This window comes from Methylopila sp. 73B, assembly GCF_000526315.1.
GTDB lineage: Bacteria > Pseudomonadota > Alphaproteobacteria > Rhizobiales > Methylopilaceae > Methylopila.
This window is the reverse complement of the sequence record NZ_JAFV01000001.1, coordinates 2,782,900-2,798,623: the sequence shown is the minus strand read 5'-3', so window position 1 is coordinate 2,798,623 and position 15,724 is coordinate 2,782,900. Positions and strand designations below refer to the sequence as shown.

General features: G+C 71.2%; 13 protein-coding genes. 5 read left to right on the top strand and 8 right to left on the bottom strand.

Features of this window, described 5'->3' with window-relative positions; all coding sequences use genetic code 11:
- Window positions 1-262: 262 nt before the first annotated feature.
- Window positions 263-2,464, bottom strand: a complete 2,202-nt coding sequence (gene glyS, locus K244_RS0113485; RefSeq protein ID WP_020186804.1) for a glycine--tRNA ligase subunit beta — start codon at window positions 2,462-2,464, stop codon at window positions 263-265.
- A gap of 260 nt (window positions 2,465-2,724) precedes the next feature.
- Here glyS and K244_RS24335 point away from each other — a divergent pair, with 260 nt between their 5' ends.
- The 3 genes from K244_RS24335 to K244_RS0113470 all read left to right on the top strand — a co-directional run bounded on the left by K244_RS24335 (window position 2,725) and on the right by K244_RS0113470 (window position 4,582).
- A complete protein-coding gene (locus tag K244_RS24335; RefSeq protein ID WP_020186803.1) occupies window positions 2,725-2,853 on the top strand; it encodes a hypothetical protein in 129 nt (42 codons plus the stop codon).
- A gap of 155 nt (window positions 2,854-3,008) precedes the next feature.
- Entirely contained in the window at window positions 3,009-3,965 is a 957-nt protein-coding gene (locus tag K244_RS0113475; protein ID WP_020186802.1) for a DMT family transporter, read from the top strand.
- A gap of 98 nt (window positions 3,966-4,063) precedes the next feature.
- Window positions 4,064-4,582, top strand: coding sequence for a DUF2059 domain-containing protein (locus K244_RS0113470; protein ID WP_020186801.1), 519 nt, complete (start codon window positions 4,064-4,066; stop codon window positions 4,580-4,582).
- Window positions 4,583-4,610: 28 nt separating this feature from the next.
- Here K244_RS0113470 and K244_RS0113465 read toward each other — a convergent pair whose 3' ends face one another.
- Window positions 4,611-5,402: an SDR family NAD(P)-dependent oxidoreductase gene (locus tag K244_RS0113465; protein WP_020186800.1), complete on the bottom strand. Its 792-nt coding sequence runs from the start codon at window positions 5,400-5,402 to the stop codon at window positions 4,611-4,613.
- The gene (locus K244_RS0113460) at window positions 5,399-6,715 is read right to left on the bottom strand and encodes a capsular biosynthesis protein (RefSeq protein ID WP_020186799.1); all 1,317 of its coding nucleotides are present in this window, start codon (window positions 6,713-6,715) and stop codon (window positions 5,399-5,401) included. The genes K244_RS0113465 and K244_RS0113460 overlap by 4 nt, the downstream gene beginning before the upstream one ends.
- A gap of 323 nt (window positions 6,716-7,038) precedes the next feature.
- Here K244_RS0113460 and K244_RS22000 point away from each other — a divergent pair, with 323 nt between their 5' ends.
- Window positions 7,039-8,484, top strand: a complete 1,446-nt coding sequence (locus tag K244_RS22000) for a beta-3-deoxy-D-manno-oct-2-ulosonic acid transferase (RefSeq protein ID WP_245259769.1) — start codon at window positions 7,039-7,041, stop codon at window positions 8,482-8,484.
- Window positions 8,481-9,953 (top strand): LTA synthase family protein, encoded by a 1,473-nt coding sequence (locus K244_RS0113450; protein WP_020186797.1) that lies wholly within the window; start codon window positions 8,481-8,483, stop codon window positions 9,951-9,953. Before K244_RS22000 ends, K244_RS0113450 begins: the two co-directional genes overlap by 4 nt.
- Window positions 9,954-10,110: 157 nt before the next feature.
- Here the strand turns inward: K244_RS0113450 and K244_RS0113445 are convergent, their stop codons facing one another.
- The 5 genes from K244_RS0113445 to bioB all read right to left on the bottom strand — a co-directional run bounded on the left by K244_RS0113445 (window position 10,111) and on the right by bioB (window position 15,515).
- Window positions 10,111-11,097 (bottom strand): beta-ketoacyl-ACP synthase III, encoded by a 987-nt coding sequence (locus K244_RS0113445; RefSeq protein ID WP_020186796.1) that lies wholly within the window; start codon window positions 11,095-11,097, stop codon window positions 10,111-10,113.
- Window positions 11,098-11,265: 168 nt separating this feature from the next.
- Window positions 11,266-12,528 carry an adenosylmethionine--8-amino-7-oxononanoate transaminase gene (locus K244_RS0113440; RefSeq protein ID WP_020186795.1) on the bottom strand — a complete coding sequence of 421 codons (1,263 nt, stop codon included), beginning with the start codon at window positions 12,526-12,528 and terminating at the stop codon, window positions 11,266-11,268.
- Between the two features lie 229 nt (window positions 12,529-12,757).
- Entirely contained in the window at window positions 12,758-13,384 is a 627-nt protein-coding gene (gene bioD / locus K244_RS0113435) for a dethiobiotin synthase (RefSeq protein WP_020186794.1), read from the bottom strand.
- On the bottom strand, window positions 13,381-14,517 hold the full coding sequence (locus tag K244_RS0113430; protein ID WP_020186793.1) for an 8-amino-7-oxononanoate synthase: 1,137 nt from the start codon (window positions 14,515-14,517) through the stop codon (window positions 13,381-13,383). Before K244_RS0113430 ends, bioD begins: the two co-directional genes overlap by 4 nt.
- Complete coding sequence (gene bioB, locus K244_RS0113425; protein ID WP_020186792.1) at window positions 14,514-15,515, bottom strand: biotin synthase BioB; 1,002 nt, start codon at window positions 15,513-15,515, stop codon at window positions 14,514-14,516. Before bioB ends, K244_RS0113430 begins: the two co-directional genes overlap by 4 nt.
- Window positions 15,516-15,724: the final 209 nt, after the last annotated feature.

The window sequence follows — 15,724 nt, the reverse complement described above, 5'->3', positions numbered from 1 at the left end:
GCCCGACGCCCAAGACCCCACCCGACCCCGGCCTCCCGGCCGGGGCCACCCTCCCCACGCTGGCGCGTGAGGAGGGATCCGCGCGCTTGATCGGTGGGCGTCGCGGTCCGCTCGCCCGGTCAGGCGCGATCAGGATTGGCGCGGGGCGATCCCTCCCCTGGGACCGGGGAGGGTGGCCTCGGCGGAGCCGAGGTCGGGTGGGGTGGACTTCCGCAGAAGCCGCCGGCGGGCCCGCCGGTCAAGCCGGAGGACGCCGGAGCGCTCAGCCCGCGATGCGGTCGAAGTCGGCGACGGCGCGGACGGCGCGGCGCAGCCGGGCCAGCAGCTTGAGGCGGTTGGCGCGAAGCCCCGCCTCCGGGGCGTTGACCATGATCTGATCGAAGAACGCGTCCACCTGGGGGCGCAGTTTCGCAAGCGCCGTGGTCGCGGCGGTGAAGTCCTCCCGCGCCAGCGCCTCGGTGGCCGCAGGCTCCGCGACGTCCAGCGCCGCCGACAGGTCGCTCTCGGCGGGCTCAGTCAGCAGCCCGGCCTCGGGCGCCGCCTCGAACGCGCCGGCGCCGTCCTTCTTCTCCTCGGCCTTCAGGATGTTCGCCGCGCGGCGATACCCCGCGAGCAGGTTCTTGCCGTCCTCGGTCGCGAGCAAAGTCTCAAGCGCTTCGACCCGGCGGACGACCAGCACGAGGTCGTCGTTCCTTCCTTCACCTCTCCCCTGCGGGGAGATGTCGGCCTGCAGGGCCGGGTGAGGGGGCTCGCCGGCGTCCGGAGAGCGTTCAAGCCCCCTCACCCGCCCGGCTTCGCCGGTCGACCTCTCCCCGCCGGGGAGAGGTGATCCCGCGCCCGCCGCGAACACCGCGTCGACGAGATCGTGCCGCTTGCCCTGCTCGCGGAGCTGGACTTTCAGGCGGTCGGCGAGGAAGGCGAGGAGATCGTCGCCGATCCCCTCGTGCGAGGCTCCGCCAACCAAAGCGAGAAGATTCAGCCGCAGCCCGTTCTCCAGAATGATCCGCACGACTCCAAGCGCCGCGCGCCGCAGCGCATAGGGGTCCTTGCTGCCCGTGGGCTTCTCGTCGATCGCCCAGAAACCGACCAGCGTGTCGATCTTGTCGGCGAGCGCGACAGCGATCGACACGGGCGCCGCCGGGATGCGGTCCGACGGGCCCTGGGGCTTGTAGTGCTCCTCCAGCGCGGCGGCGATCTCGGGATCGAGCCCCTCGGCGGCTGCGTAGTAGCGCCCCATCAGGCCTTGCAGCTCGGGGAATTCCCCCACCATCTCAGTGACGAGGTCGGCCTTGGCGAGGCGGGCGGCGGTCTCAGCCTTCGCGGGGTCGGCGCCCACCAGCGGGGCGAGCTCCTTGGCCAGCCTGGCGATACGCTCCACCCGCTCGTACTGCGTTCCGAGCTTGGCGTGGAAGGTGATGCTTTTCAGCTTCTCCAGCCGGTCCTCGAGCCGGACCTTCTTGTCCGTCTCCCAGAAGAAGCGCGCGTCGGAGAGGCGGGCGCGCACCACGCGCTCGTTGCCGTGGACGATGGCGTTGCCGCCGTCGCTGGCGTCGAGGTTCGCAACCAGGATGAAGCGGTTCGTCAGCCGCCCCGTCGCCGGGTCCTTCAGCACGAAGCACTTCTGGTTGGCGCGGATGGTGGCGCGGATCACCTCGTCCGGCACCTCGAGGAACTCCGGCTCGAACTGGCCCATCAGGACGACGGGCCACTCCACAAGCCCCGCGACCTCGTCGACCAGGCCCTCGTCCTCGACCAGCTCGAGGTTCTGCGCTTGCGCCAGCGTACGCGCGTCGGCGCGGATGATGTCGCGGCGGCGCTCGGCGTCGAGCACGACGTGGGCCTTTTCCAGGCTCGCGACGTAGTCGTCGAACCGGCGCACGCGGATCTCGCCGGGCGCATGGACGCGGTGGCCGCGGGTGACGTCGCCGGAGACGATCCCGTCGATCTCGAAGCGGATGACCTCGGGCTCCTCCTGCGGCACGCCGAAGGTCGCGACGATCGAGTGCAGCGGCCGCACCCAGCGCAGCATTCCGGTCCCCCAGCGCATGGACTTCGGCCAGGGGAAGGAGCGCACGATCTCGGGCACGATCGCCGCGATCACGTCCGTCGTGGCGGCGCCATGCTTGTGGATGCGGGCGACGTAGAAATCGCCCTTGGGGTCGGCCTGCACCGTCGCCTGGTCGATGGAGGCGAGGCCGGCGGCCTTGAGGAAGCCCTCCAGCGCCTTCTCCGGCGCGCCGACGCGAGGACCCTTGCGCTCCTCGTGCCGGTCCGGCTGGCGGGCGGCGAGGCCGCCGACGACCAGCGTCAGCCGCCGCGGCGTCGCGAAGGCCTTGGCGCCCTCGTAGGTGAGGCCGCGCTCCACCAGCGCGTTGGTCACCAGCGCCTTCAGGTCGTCGGCCGCGCGGGCCTGCATGCGGGCGGGGATCTCTTCCGAGAACAGCTCAAGCAGAAGGTCGGGCATCTCGTCTCCGGGAGGAGGAGAGGGCAGGAGAAGGCGTCGCGCCGTCGATAGTCGAAAGCCGACCGCTGCGCCAGAGACGAGGGGCTCGCAGGGCGCATCCCCGGCGTAAAGCGGGCATGACGACCGGCGTGACCTGGCCCGCCTCCACGCGCGAAAGCGTGAACCGGGCGCCTGCCCTTTGGGCTTGGCGCGTCGCTGACCAGTGGTAGCCTGATCGGGCTGCGGGCGATCCCGCCCGCTGTCTGACGAGGAGAGCGACGATGAAGACGTTGACCGCCACGCTGCTCGCCGTAGCACTCGGCGTCGCCGTCGCGGCGCCGGCTTCGGCCGAGCCCTGCGCCCGCAAGAACACGACCGCGTCGACCCAGTCCAACCACACCGGCACCTGACGCGCTCGACGCTTCGTCGCCCCAACCCCTGCTCGAACGGCCCGGGTCCTCCGCCCGGGCCGTTTACGTGTGCGGCGCCCGAACAGGGCAGCCTTGCGCGCTCCGGCGTTTGCCGCCTCGCGTCCGCGTGATACCCGCGGGCGAGAGGTCCCGCGATGCCCACGACAACCCCCGCCGATCCCGAAGTCCTCACGACGCCGACGCGCGTCCGCGCCGCGGCGCCCTGGGGCGGATACGCGCTCGCCGCGGCCGGCGCGATCCTGTTTTCCAGCAAGGGCGTCCTGATCAAGTTCGCCTATGCCGAGGGCGTCGACACCGAGACGCTGCTCGCGCTGCGCATGGGACTGTCGGTTCCGGTCTATCTGGCGATCGGGCTGATGGCGGTGGCGCGGGCGGGGAAGCCCGCGGCGCTCGACGGGCGGACCCTCGCGGCCTCGCTCGCGGTCGGTCTGCTCGGATACTGGTTCGCGAGCTACGCCGACTTCCTCGGCCTCGCCTATATCTCCGCGCCGTTCGAGCGGCTGATCCTGTTCACCTATCCGCTGTTCACGGTGCTGATCGGCGCGGCGTTCTTCGGCCAGCCGTTTCGCCTGAAGGCGCTGTTCGCCTTCGCGCTGAGCTACGCCGGCCTCGCGCTCGTCTTCACCAAGGACATGGAGGCTGCGGGCTTCGACGCCACGCGCGACGGCGCGGCGCTCGTGCTCGCCTCCGCGCTCGCCTTCGCGCTCTACCAGCTGTTCGCAAAGGGGCAGATCGCCAAGCTCGGCCCCAAGCTCTTCACCTGCATCGCGATGACCGGCGCCGCGGCTGCGGCGATCCTGCAGTTCTTCGTGGTCCGGGACCTCGGCGTGCTGGCGGAGCTGACGGCGAGGGCGTGGGTCTACGCCGCCATGATCGCGGTGCTGAGCACCATCCTGCCGAGCTTCCTGCTTTCGGCCGCGCTGCACCGGATTTCGGCGCAGGCTAACGCCGCCATCGGCACGGTGAGCCCGATCGCGACGCTGGTGCTCGCGGCGCTGTTCCTCGGCGAGCGGGTGACCGTGATCGATCTCGCGGGCGCCGCGCTGGTGCTCGCGGGCGTCGGCTGGTTCACCTGGGCGGAGCGGCGCTGACCGAAGACCGGCGCCCCCGCGGAGTCGACGGCGCGGCCGTAGCGCCCTACCTCCGTTTCCGTGGAGGCGGCCGCGGGCCGCTCCAAAGAGGGGGCGTGATGTCGACTTTTCGAAACTTCGCCGTCGCGGCCTGTGTCGCGTCGGCCGTCGCATTGGCGCCCGCCGCCGGTCGGGCGCAGAGCGATCCCGAAGCGCTCGACCTCGCCCGGCGACTGATGCAGGTGACGCTGGTCGACCAGCTTCAGCGGCAGATGGTCGACCAGAGCTGGGTGCAGATCGAGGCGTTGATTCATCAGTCCGCGCCGGAGGTGACGTCCGATCAGTTCGTCGAGCTGAAGAGCGAGTTCGCGGCCATAGCCGACAAGGACATCGCAACCAGCGTCGCCTCGGCGCCGGCGGTGTACGCGAAGCACTTCAGCGCGCAGGAGCTGAAGGACATACTGGCCTTCTACGAGAGCCCGACGGGCAAGAAGACGATCACGGTCATGCCGGCGTTGATGGGCGAGTTGATGCAGTCGCTCACCCCGCAGATGCTGGAGTCGGCGAAGCGCATGCAGGCGGCGTTCGTGCTTGTGCTCGAGAGGAAGGGCATCAATCTGAAGCCCGCGCCACGCTGACGTTCGCGATGGCGGAGCCATAGCGCCCTTACATGTGCCGGTCGGGCTCGATCGTCACCGGCACCCGCGACAGCACGAAGCGCGAGACCTTGCGGGGCAAAAGGTTCGACAGGCGGATCAGCGCGACCATCGCCCAGGGGAAGGCGATCATCTCCCGGCGTTTCGCGACCCTCCCCCGGATCAGCTCCGCCGCGGCGTCGGCGGACATTTCGAGCGGCTTCGGGCCGAGGTAGCGCTGGCTCATGTCGCTCGTCACGAAGCCCGGGCACACCACCGACACGCCGACGCCGGACGGGGCGAGGTAGTCCGCAAGGGCGCGGCCCCAGACCAGCACGCCGGCTTTGGAAGCGGAGTAGGCCGCGGTGTCGCCGATCGGCTGCAGCGCGGCGAGCGAACTCATCAGCACGATCTGGCCCGAGCGGCGGCTGCGCATGGGGTCGATCAGCGGCGTCACGGTGGCGACCGCGCCCTCGAGGTTGACGCGGATCTGGCGCTGGGCGGTCTCGAACGGCTCGGCGGAGCGGTTCGGCCCCAGCCCGCCGGAGACGCCCGCGTTGGCGATGACGAGATCGACCGGCCGGCGGGCGTCGAAGGCGAGAAGCGCGGCCGCGAGGGCTCCGGCGTCCGACACGTCCAGCGCCGCGATCTCCACCTCGGCGCCCTTCGCCCGCGCCTCCGTGGCCGTGCGCTCGAGCGTCGCCGCGGTCCGGCCGATCAGCAGCAGCGTGGCGCCGGGCCGCGCGTAGGCCCGGGCGAGGGCGGCGCCGATGCCGCGGCCTGCGCCCGTGACGACGATGGAGTTCGGAAACGGAGCGCTCACTCGCCGGGCAGGGCCGCGCCCGCCTCGCCATAGCCGCCCGCCGGACGCCACCCCGACGCGAAGGGCGCGAAACGCGAGGGCGCGGTCTCGATCAGACGCTCCGCCGCGTGGGCGACGCCGATCTCGATCGCCTGTTCGGCGTAAAACCCGCCGTTCAGCAGGGTGCGTGCGAAGACGACCCGGCGGAAGGCCTCGACGAGGGACATGTCGGGGCGAGGCAGCTCGGTCCAGAAGGCGTCGAGGTCGCCCTGATGGCTGAGGCCTTCCATGCCGTAGATCGCCTGTCCCAGGGCCATCAGCGGCTTGCCCTGGATCAGGGCTTCGGTGCCGATGGTGCTGTTCACGACGACGACGCCGGAGGAGGCGGCGATGAGGTCTCGTCCGTCGCCGCCGTCGATGAAGATCAGCCGGTCGCCAAGGCCCAACCGGTCGGCCGTGGCCTGGGTGAGCTTGCGGCGGTTCACGAGCCCGTTGTCGAGCGGGTGCAGCTTCACCACCAGCTTGGCGTCGGACGGCGCATGGGCCGCGAAGGACTCGGCGACGAGATCGACCACCTCCGTCATGAGCGTGAAGCGGGAATGCAGCCGGATCTGGTAGTCGCTGTCGAGCTGCAGCGGCAGCAGGAAGAACGGCGCGCCGTCCGCCTTCAGCGCGGCCACAACGGCGTTCGCGGCGGCGGTCTCGGTCTTGCGGCGCGCAAGCCGGCGGATCCAGCTGGCGTATTCGACCACCGGGTGGTGCGGCCGGTAGCGCCGGTAGCCGGGGTAGAGATAGGGGAAGAACACGTGGGCGAAGTTGTAGGTCACGTCCCAGACCGTGCGGGCGCCCATGTCGCCAAAGATCGGCTGCGGCTTCGAGGGCTCAGGCAGGCCGCGCGCGAGGTCGCGCACGACGTCCGGATCGCGCGGCAGGGTGGAGTAGCCGTTGACGCCGTTAGCCTCGACCGTGATCCAGTCCGGGCGGAAGTAGCCTTCCTCAAACACATGCGCCTGCACCCCGCGCAATTGCGCGACCCCGATGGCGATGCGGTGATAGGGCCGGCCGTCGCCGAACAGCACGAGGTCGGTGACGCCGCGCTCCTCGATGAAGGCCGCGAGAAAGCGCCGCCAGTTCTGGAAGCTGCCGCGGTAGTCGGTGGCGCCTGGAAGGTTCCAGAACAGCCGGTCGCCCAGATTGAGATTGATGCGTTCGACGCCGTAGCCCTGCCGCTTCAGCGTGCGCCCGAGGCGACGGAAAAATGGAGAGGCCAGGCCCTGAAGAAACAAAAACGTCCGGGTCGGCCGGCTGGACCGGTCGCCTTTTCCGTCGTTCATCGTGCGCCAACCGGCGCGCCCCGCCTTCACGGATCGCGCCGTCCCTGTCATGCCCCCGTCCGGACGATGCTGCAGCTGCGAAGCAGCGGCATCGACGTGGCGTCTTCTTTGGGCATTGCGCCGCGCGCGGCAGGCCGTTAGCGCTGACGTAAAGCTCGACCCAAGAAAGCCTCGGACACCTTTAGTTGAACCACACGCCCGGCTGCGTCGCAATCATTTCCAACCGTTTGCGGTCGCGCGTCCGTGATGTGGAGGCCGTGACGGGTCTCGCTGTCTCATTGGGGAACACGGAAAAAGCGCCGCTTACGGCGGTGGTGACGACCTTGGGCGACCCCCTTGAGGAGGCGGCGGAAACGCTCGCAAATGCGAGACGGCTGAGGCTTTTGCGTCTTGCGCCGCACCCGCTGGCCCTGGCCGCGCTCGACGCCGCGCGCCGTCCACTCGGCTACCGGCTGATCGACGCCGCTGCGGCCAAACAGCCCGCCGTCGAGCGTGAGCCCGACCACGCGCTCCTCGCCGCAATGTCGGAACTGCTCGCGCTCGCCGGCCCCGGAGAGCTGCGACTCGCGGCGGGCTTCGATCCCGCGGACCCCGAAGTGGTCTGGCTCTGTCCCTACGACCGAAGCCGGATCACGCCGGCGCGCGGGCTCGAAATCGCGGCGGACGTGCTGCGCCACAGGGCGCGGACGGCGCGGCGCTCGTTCGGGGTGGGGATCACGCGCTGGAAGCGGCCGACCGTCGCAGGCTTCCTCGCCGGGCCCAACGGCGCGCCAGTGTTCGCCGGCTCGGCGGCGGAGGCCGCCCGCGGCGCGGCCCGCGGGCATGGCCGCGTCGTCGCCTGGGCCTCGCGCCGGACGGACGCCGCGGAGGCGGCCGCACGGGCCGTCGGCGCCCCCTTCGCCCGGCTGGAGGACGGCTTCCTGCGTTCGGTCGGGCTCGGCTCCGCCTTCGTCGCGGCGCTGTCGCTCGTGCTCGACGAAAGCGGCGTCTACTACGACCCCTCCGCCCCGAGCGACCTCGAGACCTTGCTGCGCAAGGCCGACATTCCCGCTGGGACGATCGCCCGCGCCGCGCGGCTCCGGGCGCGGCTCGTGGCGGAGGAGGTGACCAAGTACAACGTCGGCGTGGAGTCGCACCGCGTCGTGCCGGAGGGCCGGTTCGGCGTGCTCGTGCCGGGGCAGGTCGAGGACGACGCCTCGATCGTGAAGGGCGCCGGCGCCGTGCGCACCAACCTGGGCCTGCTCCAGGCGGCCCGCGCCCGCAGGCCCGACGCCTTCCTCATCTACAAGCCGCATCCCGACGTGGTCGCGGGCTACCGGGTTGGCGCGGTGGCGGAGCGTGACCTTGCAGGCCTCGCCGACGCGGTCGTGACCGACGGCTCGATCGCCGCGCTCTACCCGCAGTGCCGGGCGGTCGAGACCATGACCTCGCTCTCCGGCTTCGAGGCGCTGCTGCGGGGCCTCGAGGTCACCACCCATGGCCAGCCGTTCTACGCCGGCTGGAGCCTCACCGAAGATCTCGCGCGGCACCCCCGGCGAGCCCGCGCCCGAAGCCTCGACGAGCTCGTGGCGGCGACGCTGATCCTCTATCCGCTCTACCGCGACCCCGGCTCCGGGCTTCCCTGCGGGCCGGAGCGGGCGCTCGACGTCATCGCGCGGCGCCGGGCCGTCGCCGCCACCCCGGCTGGACGGCGGGCGGCGAAGCTCCGTCACCTCTATGCGATGACCCGGCATGTCGTGCTGGGACCTATCGGGCGGTGGCTCAGATGATCGCCACGGTCGCCGCCTTCGCGCTGTCCTTCCTCGTGTCGCTCGCGCTCGAGACGCTTCCGCCGTCCACCCAGGCGATGCGGGCGCCGTGGCGGGTTGTTACCCTCAGGTTAACCTTGCATGTCGTTGCGTTCGCACTCGCGTTCGCTCTGTCGTGGCGGCCGTGGCACGCGGCGCTCGTGGTCTGCGTCGCCACCTTCCTCGCCGCCGCCGGCAGCGGCATGAAGCGCAACATCCTCGGCGACCCCCTGACCTTCTCGGACGGGGCGCTGGTGCGGAACGCGATCCGGCACCCGCGGCTTTACTACGCCGAGAAGTTGGCCGAGCCCCGGGCGCTCGCGGTGTTCGCCGTGCTGATCGTGGCGACCACGCTCTGGTTCTCGGTCGAACCCTCCGTGTTTCCATCAGGCGGATCGTTCATTCTCTTGGGGCTCCCACCCGCGATCGCGCTTTGCGCCTTCGCTTTCCTGCGCCTCGATGCGGCGGGCCGCTTCGCCCAGGAGGTCGTCGAACTGCCGCCCGATCCGAACCGCGACGTCGCCCGCTTCGGCCTCGTTTCGACCTTGATCCTGCACGCGCTCGCCTGGCGCTCCGTGGCGCGTCCAAGCCCGGCGGCGGCGGCCGCTGCGGCCGCCCTGCCGACGCCGCGGCACCCGAAGGCGGGGCCGGCCGTCATTGTCGCGATCCAGATCGAGAGCTTCGTCGACCTCGCCGCCCGCGGCGTCGCCGGGCCAAGACTGCCCGCCTTCGAACGCCTGAAAAATGAGGCGCTTTGCTGGGGTCGCTGTCGCGTCCCGGCCGAGGGCGCCTACACCATGCGGAGCGAGTTCGGCTTCCTCACGGGGCTTCCCTCCGACGTCTTGGGCCTCGACGCCTTCGACCCCTATCTCACCGTCGCGCCTTACGCCGCCCGCGCGATCCCGCGCCTGTTCCTGGCGTCCGGCCGCCGCACGACGTTCCTGCACCCCTACGACCGCCGTTTCTTCGACCGCGAAACGCTGGTCCCGCAGCTCGGCTTCCAGCGCTTCATCGACGGCGAGGCCTTCGCAAACGCCGAGCGCTGCGGTCCCTACGTCGGCGACGTCGCGGTGGCCGAAGCCATCGCGGCGGAGGCCGCCGCCGCGCGGGAGCCGCTGTTTCTGTTCGTTGTGACGATCGAGAACCACGGCCCCTGGGGGCCGGGACGGCTGCCGGAAACCGACGATCCGGCGAAGCAATACGCCCGCCACCTCGTTAACGCCGACCGCATGATCGCGCGGGTGGCGGAAGCCCTCGCCGACGTTCCCGGCGGCGCCGCGCTCTGCGTCTACGGCGATCACGCTCCCGCCCGCACCCTGCATCCGGGCCTGCCCGACCGCGGAGCGACGGACTACCTGCTGTGGAGCACGCGGGAGAAGCCGGAGGCGCGCAGAGCGCGCGAGGACATCGCGGTCGACGAGCTTGGGCGCAGGCTGCTCACGCTCGGGTGAGTCTGCGTGAGGGCGCGAGCCCCGTGCGTGCTTCGAGACGCGCCTTCGGCGCTCCTCAGCATGAGGAGGTCTTTGGGGCTCAAACCTCTTCATGCTGAGGAGCCTTGGGCGAAGCCCGAGGCGCCTCGAAGCACACGCTTGCATCGAGCGGCGCCTTCTAAGTCCTCAGCACGAGCGCCCCGCCGGAAAGCCCTGCGCCGGCCGCCGGCAGCAGCAGGGTCTCGCCGGGCGAGATCGGGCGCGCCTCGTGGGCGAGGGCGAGCGACAGGGGGATGGTCGCGGCCGAGGAGTTGCCGAAGGCGGCGATGGTCGAGACCATGGCGGCGTCGCGAATCCCAAGCTTCGCCCCCACCGCCGAAAAGATGCGGGCGTTGGCCTGGTGCGGCACGAAGCGGTCGATCGTCTCGGCGGCGAGGCCCGCCTCCGCCAGCGCTTCACCTGAGCAGGCCGTCATCAGCCGCACCGCGTCCGCGAACAGGCCGCGGCCGTCGGCGATGGTCATTCGCGTGTCTTCGATCGGCATCCCCTCGGCGTAAGGGGCGCTGCTGCCGCCGGCGGGGATGCCCACGAGCCCGTAGCCTCCGCCGTCGGAGGCGAGCGACAGGCCCAGCACGCCTTGGTCCGGATTGTCGGAGGGCGCGACCACGACCGCGCCGGCGGCGTCTGCGAACAGCACGGCGCTGCCGCGCTCTGCAAAATTGATGCGCCGGCTGAGCAGGTTGGCGGCGATGACGAGGGCCGGCCGGGCATGGGCGCGGACGTGGGACTCCGCCAGCGCCAGCGCATAGAGGAAGCCGGCGCAGGCGCCCGCGAGATCGACCGCGCCGGAGCGGGTCAGTCCCAGCCGATGCGCGACCAGCGGTCCGGTCGGCGGCAGCAGCTGGTCGGGCGTGGAGGTCGCGAGCAGGGTGAGCCCGATCGCCGCGCGGTCGATCCCGGAGCCCGCCAACGCCCGCTCGCCGGCCTGGACCGCAAGCCCCGAGAGCGTCTCGCCCCCGACCGCCCAGCGCCGCTCCCGGATGCCGGTGCGGCGCTCGATCCAGCCGGCGTCGAGGCCGAGCGTCGCCTCGATCTCGGCGTTCGCCACCCGCCGCGCCGGCGCGGCCCAGCCGAAGCCGGCGAGGCGGGTTCCTTTGGCTCTCATGAAAAGCGTTCACCCGAAATGCGTGCTTCGAGACGCGACCCTTCGGGCCGCTCCTCAGCATGAGGAGGTTTGATCCACGTCATATTTGATCTCGACTTAAACCGCCTTCAGGCTCGCCGGCCCTCATGCTGGAGGAGCCGACCGCCGGTCGGCGTCTCGAAGCACGCACTATGTCCGCCGCCCCAACAAACCCGCGGCCTCTTCGAAAGCGTCGTATACCCGGTCGAGCTCGGCCTCCGTCACGCAATAGGGCGGCATCAGGTAGAGCACCTCGCCGAGCGGCCGCACCAGCAGGCCCCGCTCGAGGAAGAAGCTGCGAAGCGTCAGCCCGATCTCCGCGAGATAGCCCGTGTCCGGCGCCACGAGGTCGACCGCGGCGATCGTGCCGCAGGCCCTCGGGTTCGCAAAGCGCGGATCGCCCTCGAACCGCGCGATCCTCTTCGCCTGCGCCGCCGATAGCGTTGCGACGCGCTCGCGGACGGGTTCGTCGCGCCAGACCTCGAGATTGGCGACCGCCGCCGCGCAGGCGATCGGATTCGCGGTGTAGGACGAGGAGTGGAAAAAGGTCTTGGAGCGGTCCGTCGACAGATGCGCGTCGAAGATCTCGGCCGTGGCGAGCGTCGCCGCGAGCGGCACCGCGCCGCCGGTCAGTCCCTTGGAGGTGCAGAGGATGTCAGGGGACAGCCCGGCCTGCCCGCAGGCGAACAGCGAGCCGGTGCGGCCCCAGCCCGTCATCACCTCGTCGGCGATCACCAGCGCGCCGGCCTCGCGGGCGATGCGCGCGAGCTCCGCCAGCACCGAGGGCGGGTACATCCGCATGCCGCCGGCGCCGAGCACCAGCGGCTCGACGATCAGCGCCGCGACGCCGTCGTCGCGGGCGAACTGCTCCAGCCGGTCGAGCGTCGCCTGCTCGCGGCCGGGCGCGGGGAACGGCAGACGGGCGACGTCGAACAGCAGCGGCTCGTAGGCCGCGTTGAACACGCCGCGCTCGCCCACGCTCATCGTGCCGATGGTGTCGCCGTGGTAGGCGCCCTCCAGCGCGACGATGGTCGTGCGCTTCTCGCCGCGGTTGGCGAAGGCGCCGAGCGCCATCTTGAGCGCGACCTCGACCGCGGTGGAGCCGGAGTCGGAATAGAACACATGGGCGAGCCCGGCGGGGGCGATCGCCGTCAGTTCGCGCGCGAGCCGCTCCGCGGGCTCATGCGTCACGGTGGCGAAGATCATCTGGTCGAGGCTGTCCGTCGCCTCGCGGATCGCCGCCATGATGTGAGGGTGGCGGTGGCCGTGGGTCGTCACCCACCACGACGAGATCGCGTCCAGCAGCGCCCGGCCGTCGGAGGTGTGGAGATAGGCGCCCTCGGCGCGGACCACGACGGGCGGATCAGGCTCGACCGCATGCTGGAAGAACGGACGCCAGACGGGTGAGGTCATGAGGGGAACGCCTGAGCGCGGCGGTCGTAGCAGGCACGAGTATCCCTCCTCGCGCCGAAGGCGTGGGGAGGGTGGCCTGCCGCGGAGCGGCGGGTCGGGTGGGGTCTTGGGCGTGGGGCGCGCCATCTGCGAACGCCTACCCCACCCGACCTCGCGAGCCGCGAGGCCACCCTCCCCTGTCCCAGGGGAGGGATTTTTGCGTCCCGCCTTTTGTCATGGAGCGCTTTGCTCACGACGTGAAATCCTCGACGTCGAACGCCGCCGCGAAGGCCGCGGCCAGCGTCTCCGGCGTCAGCGGATCGAGCCGCGGCAGCCGTCCCAGGACCTTCACGCCGGAGAAGGCGGCGATCGTCGCGATCGAGTCCGGCTGGGCGTCGCCCACGAAGGCGACGCCCAGCGCGGAGATGCGCCGGCCCCGCAAAGCCTCCAGCGACAGCAGCGTGTGGTTGATCGTGCCGAGGCCCGTACGCGCCACCAGCACGACCGGCAAACCCCAGCGGGCGAACAGGTCGATGGTCAGCACGGAGCGGGTCAGCGGCACGAGCAGGCCGCCCGCGCCCTCGATCACCAGTGGACCGTCGACCTCAGGCGGCGTCAGGCGGTCGACGTCGATCGCGACGCCGTCGATTTCGGCGGCGATGTGTGGGGAGGCCGGCGTCTTGAGCCGGTAGGCCTCGGGGATGACGCGCTCGGGCGATAGCTTGGCGAGCTCAACGACAGAGGCGCTGTCGGTCGCCTCGTCGAGCCCGGCCTGCACCGGCTTCCAGTAGCGCGCGCCCAGCGCGCGCGTAAGAGCGGCGGCGAACACGGTCTTGCCGACGCCGGTGTCGGTTCCCGTGACGACGATCGGGCTCATGCCGCGGCGGCCGTCAGGGCCTCGGCGATGGCGTCGATCAGGGCGGCGACCTCGTCCTCGGAGACGTTCAGCGTGAGCGAGATCCTCAGACGCGCGGTGCCTTCCGGCACCGTGGGCGGCCGGATAGCGCGGCAGTCGAAGCCAGCGGCCTGCAGCCTGCGGGCGGCCTCCGCCGCGCGAGCGTTGAGCCCGAGGATCACCGGCTGGATCTGCGTACCCGTGGGCGCGACGCCGAGGCGCCCGAGCCGTTCGGTGGCGACGGCGATGCGCGCCTTCAGCGAAGCGCGCCGCTCGGGCTCCTCGGCGACGATCCTGAGACTTTCCCGCACCGCCGCGGCCATCAGCGGGGAGGGAGCGGTGGCGTAGATGAAGGGTTTTGCGCGGTTGACGAGAAAATCGACGATGGCGGCGGGGCCCGTGACCAGCGCGCCGGAGGCGCCCAGCGCCTTGCCGCAGGTGTGCACCGAGATCAGCGCCTCGCGGCCCTCGAAGGCCTCCCCGAGACCCCGGCCCGAGGCGCCGAACACGCCGGTGGCGTGGGCCTCGTCCAGCAGCAGGAACCCATTGTGGGCCTCCGCGACGGCCAGCAGATCCGCGACCGGCGCGACGTCGCCGTCCATGGAGTAGAGGCTTTCCGCCGCGATCCAGGGCGTTCCCCGCCCCCCGTCGGCGCGCCAGGCGAAGATGGCGTCCTCAACGCTCCGGGCGTCGTTGTGCAGGGCTACGGCCACGTCGGCCTTGGTCGACTTCAGCCCCTCGTGGACGCTGGCGTGCACCAGAGCGTCATAGACGACGAGGTCGCCGCGCTGGGGCAGCGCCGCGACGAGCGCGACGTTCGCCGCGTAGCCTGCGCCGAAATAGAGCGCGCGCTCCGCTCCGAAGAACGCCGCGGCCTCCGCCTCCAGCGCCTCGTGCTCCGGATGGTTGCCGCGCAGCAGGCGGGAGCCGGCCGCGCCGACGGGGACCCCGCGGGCGGCGGCCTGAGCCACGGCTGTCGCCAGCCGCGGCGAGGCGGCGAGGCCGAGATAGTCGTTGGAGGCGAAGTCGAGGCCTGCGCGCGGGATCAGCCGGCGCCGCTGGCTGCGCCGTTCGAGGCCGGCGAGCGCGGCCTCGAAGCGGGCGAGCCGGCTCACTCGGACGGGTCCAGCGCCTCCGGCTGGATCCCGAGGCGGCGGAACAGCGCGGCGTCGTGGTCCTCGCCGGGGTTGTCGGCGGTCAGCAGCGTCTCGCCCACGAAGATCGAGTTGGCGCCGGCGAGGAAGCACAGCGCCTGGGTCTCGTCCGACATGTCGGTGCGGCCGGCGGACAGCCGCACGTGGCTCGTCGGCATCATGATGCGGGCGAGCGCGATGGTGCGCACGAAGTCGATCGGGTCGATCGGCGCGGCGTTCTCGAGCTTGGTGCCGGGGATCGGAATCAGCATGTTGATCGGCACGCTCTCGGGCGCCTCGGGCAGGTTCGCGAGGGTCACCAGCATGTCGACCCGGTCGTCCGCCGTCTCGCCCATGCCCAGGATGCCGCCGGCGCAGACCTTCATGCCAGCTTGGCGCACATTGTCCAGCGTCTCCAGCCGGTCGGCGAAGGTGCGGGTGGTGATCACCTCGGCGTAGTAGCGCTCGGAGGTGTCGATGTTGTGGTTGTAGTAGTCGAGGCCGGCGTCCTTCAAGCGGATCGCCTGCTCCGGCGACAGCATGCCGAGCGTCATGCAGGTCTCCATGCCGAGACCCTTCACGCCCTCGACCATGGCGAGCACCATGTCCATGTCGCGCTCTTTCGGGCTCCGCCAGGCGGCGCCCATGCAGTAGCGCGTGGCGCCGCCGTCCTTGGCCTTCTTCGCCTCGTCGATCACGCGCTCAACCTCCATCAGCTTGGATGCGGAGAGCTTCTCGCCCGGCATCCGGGCGGACTGGCTGCAATAGCCGCAGTCCTCCGGGCAGCCGCCGGTCTTGATCGACAGCAGGCGCGACATCTGGACGGCGTTGGGATCGAAGTGGCGGCGGTGCACGGTCTGCGCCTGGAACAGCAGGTCCGCGAACGGCTGCTCATAGATCCGTTTCGCCTCCAGCCGCGTCCACAGCGCCTTGAGGCGCGTGGGGGAAGCCGTTGTCGCTGTTGAAGTCTGAAGCGCCATCGCCGCTCGTCCGCTCCGTGATCGCACTGCAATACAGCCCCTTCGATACACGCATCGGCCGGCCGTGGAAACGCCCTCCGAACGACGGAGGCGGGACCTCGTGGCGCACGGGGCCGTCGCGCCGCCGAAGCCTCCCGCGCGTGCCGCCGCCCACCTGTCGCAAATGCGCCACAGTCGTATCTCGCCCCACACCGGCGCCGTGGGCAAGA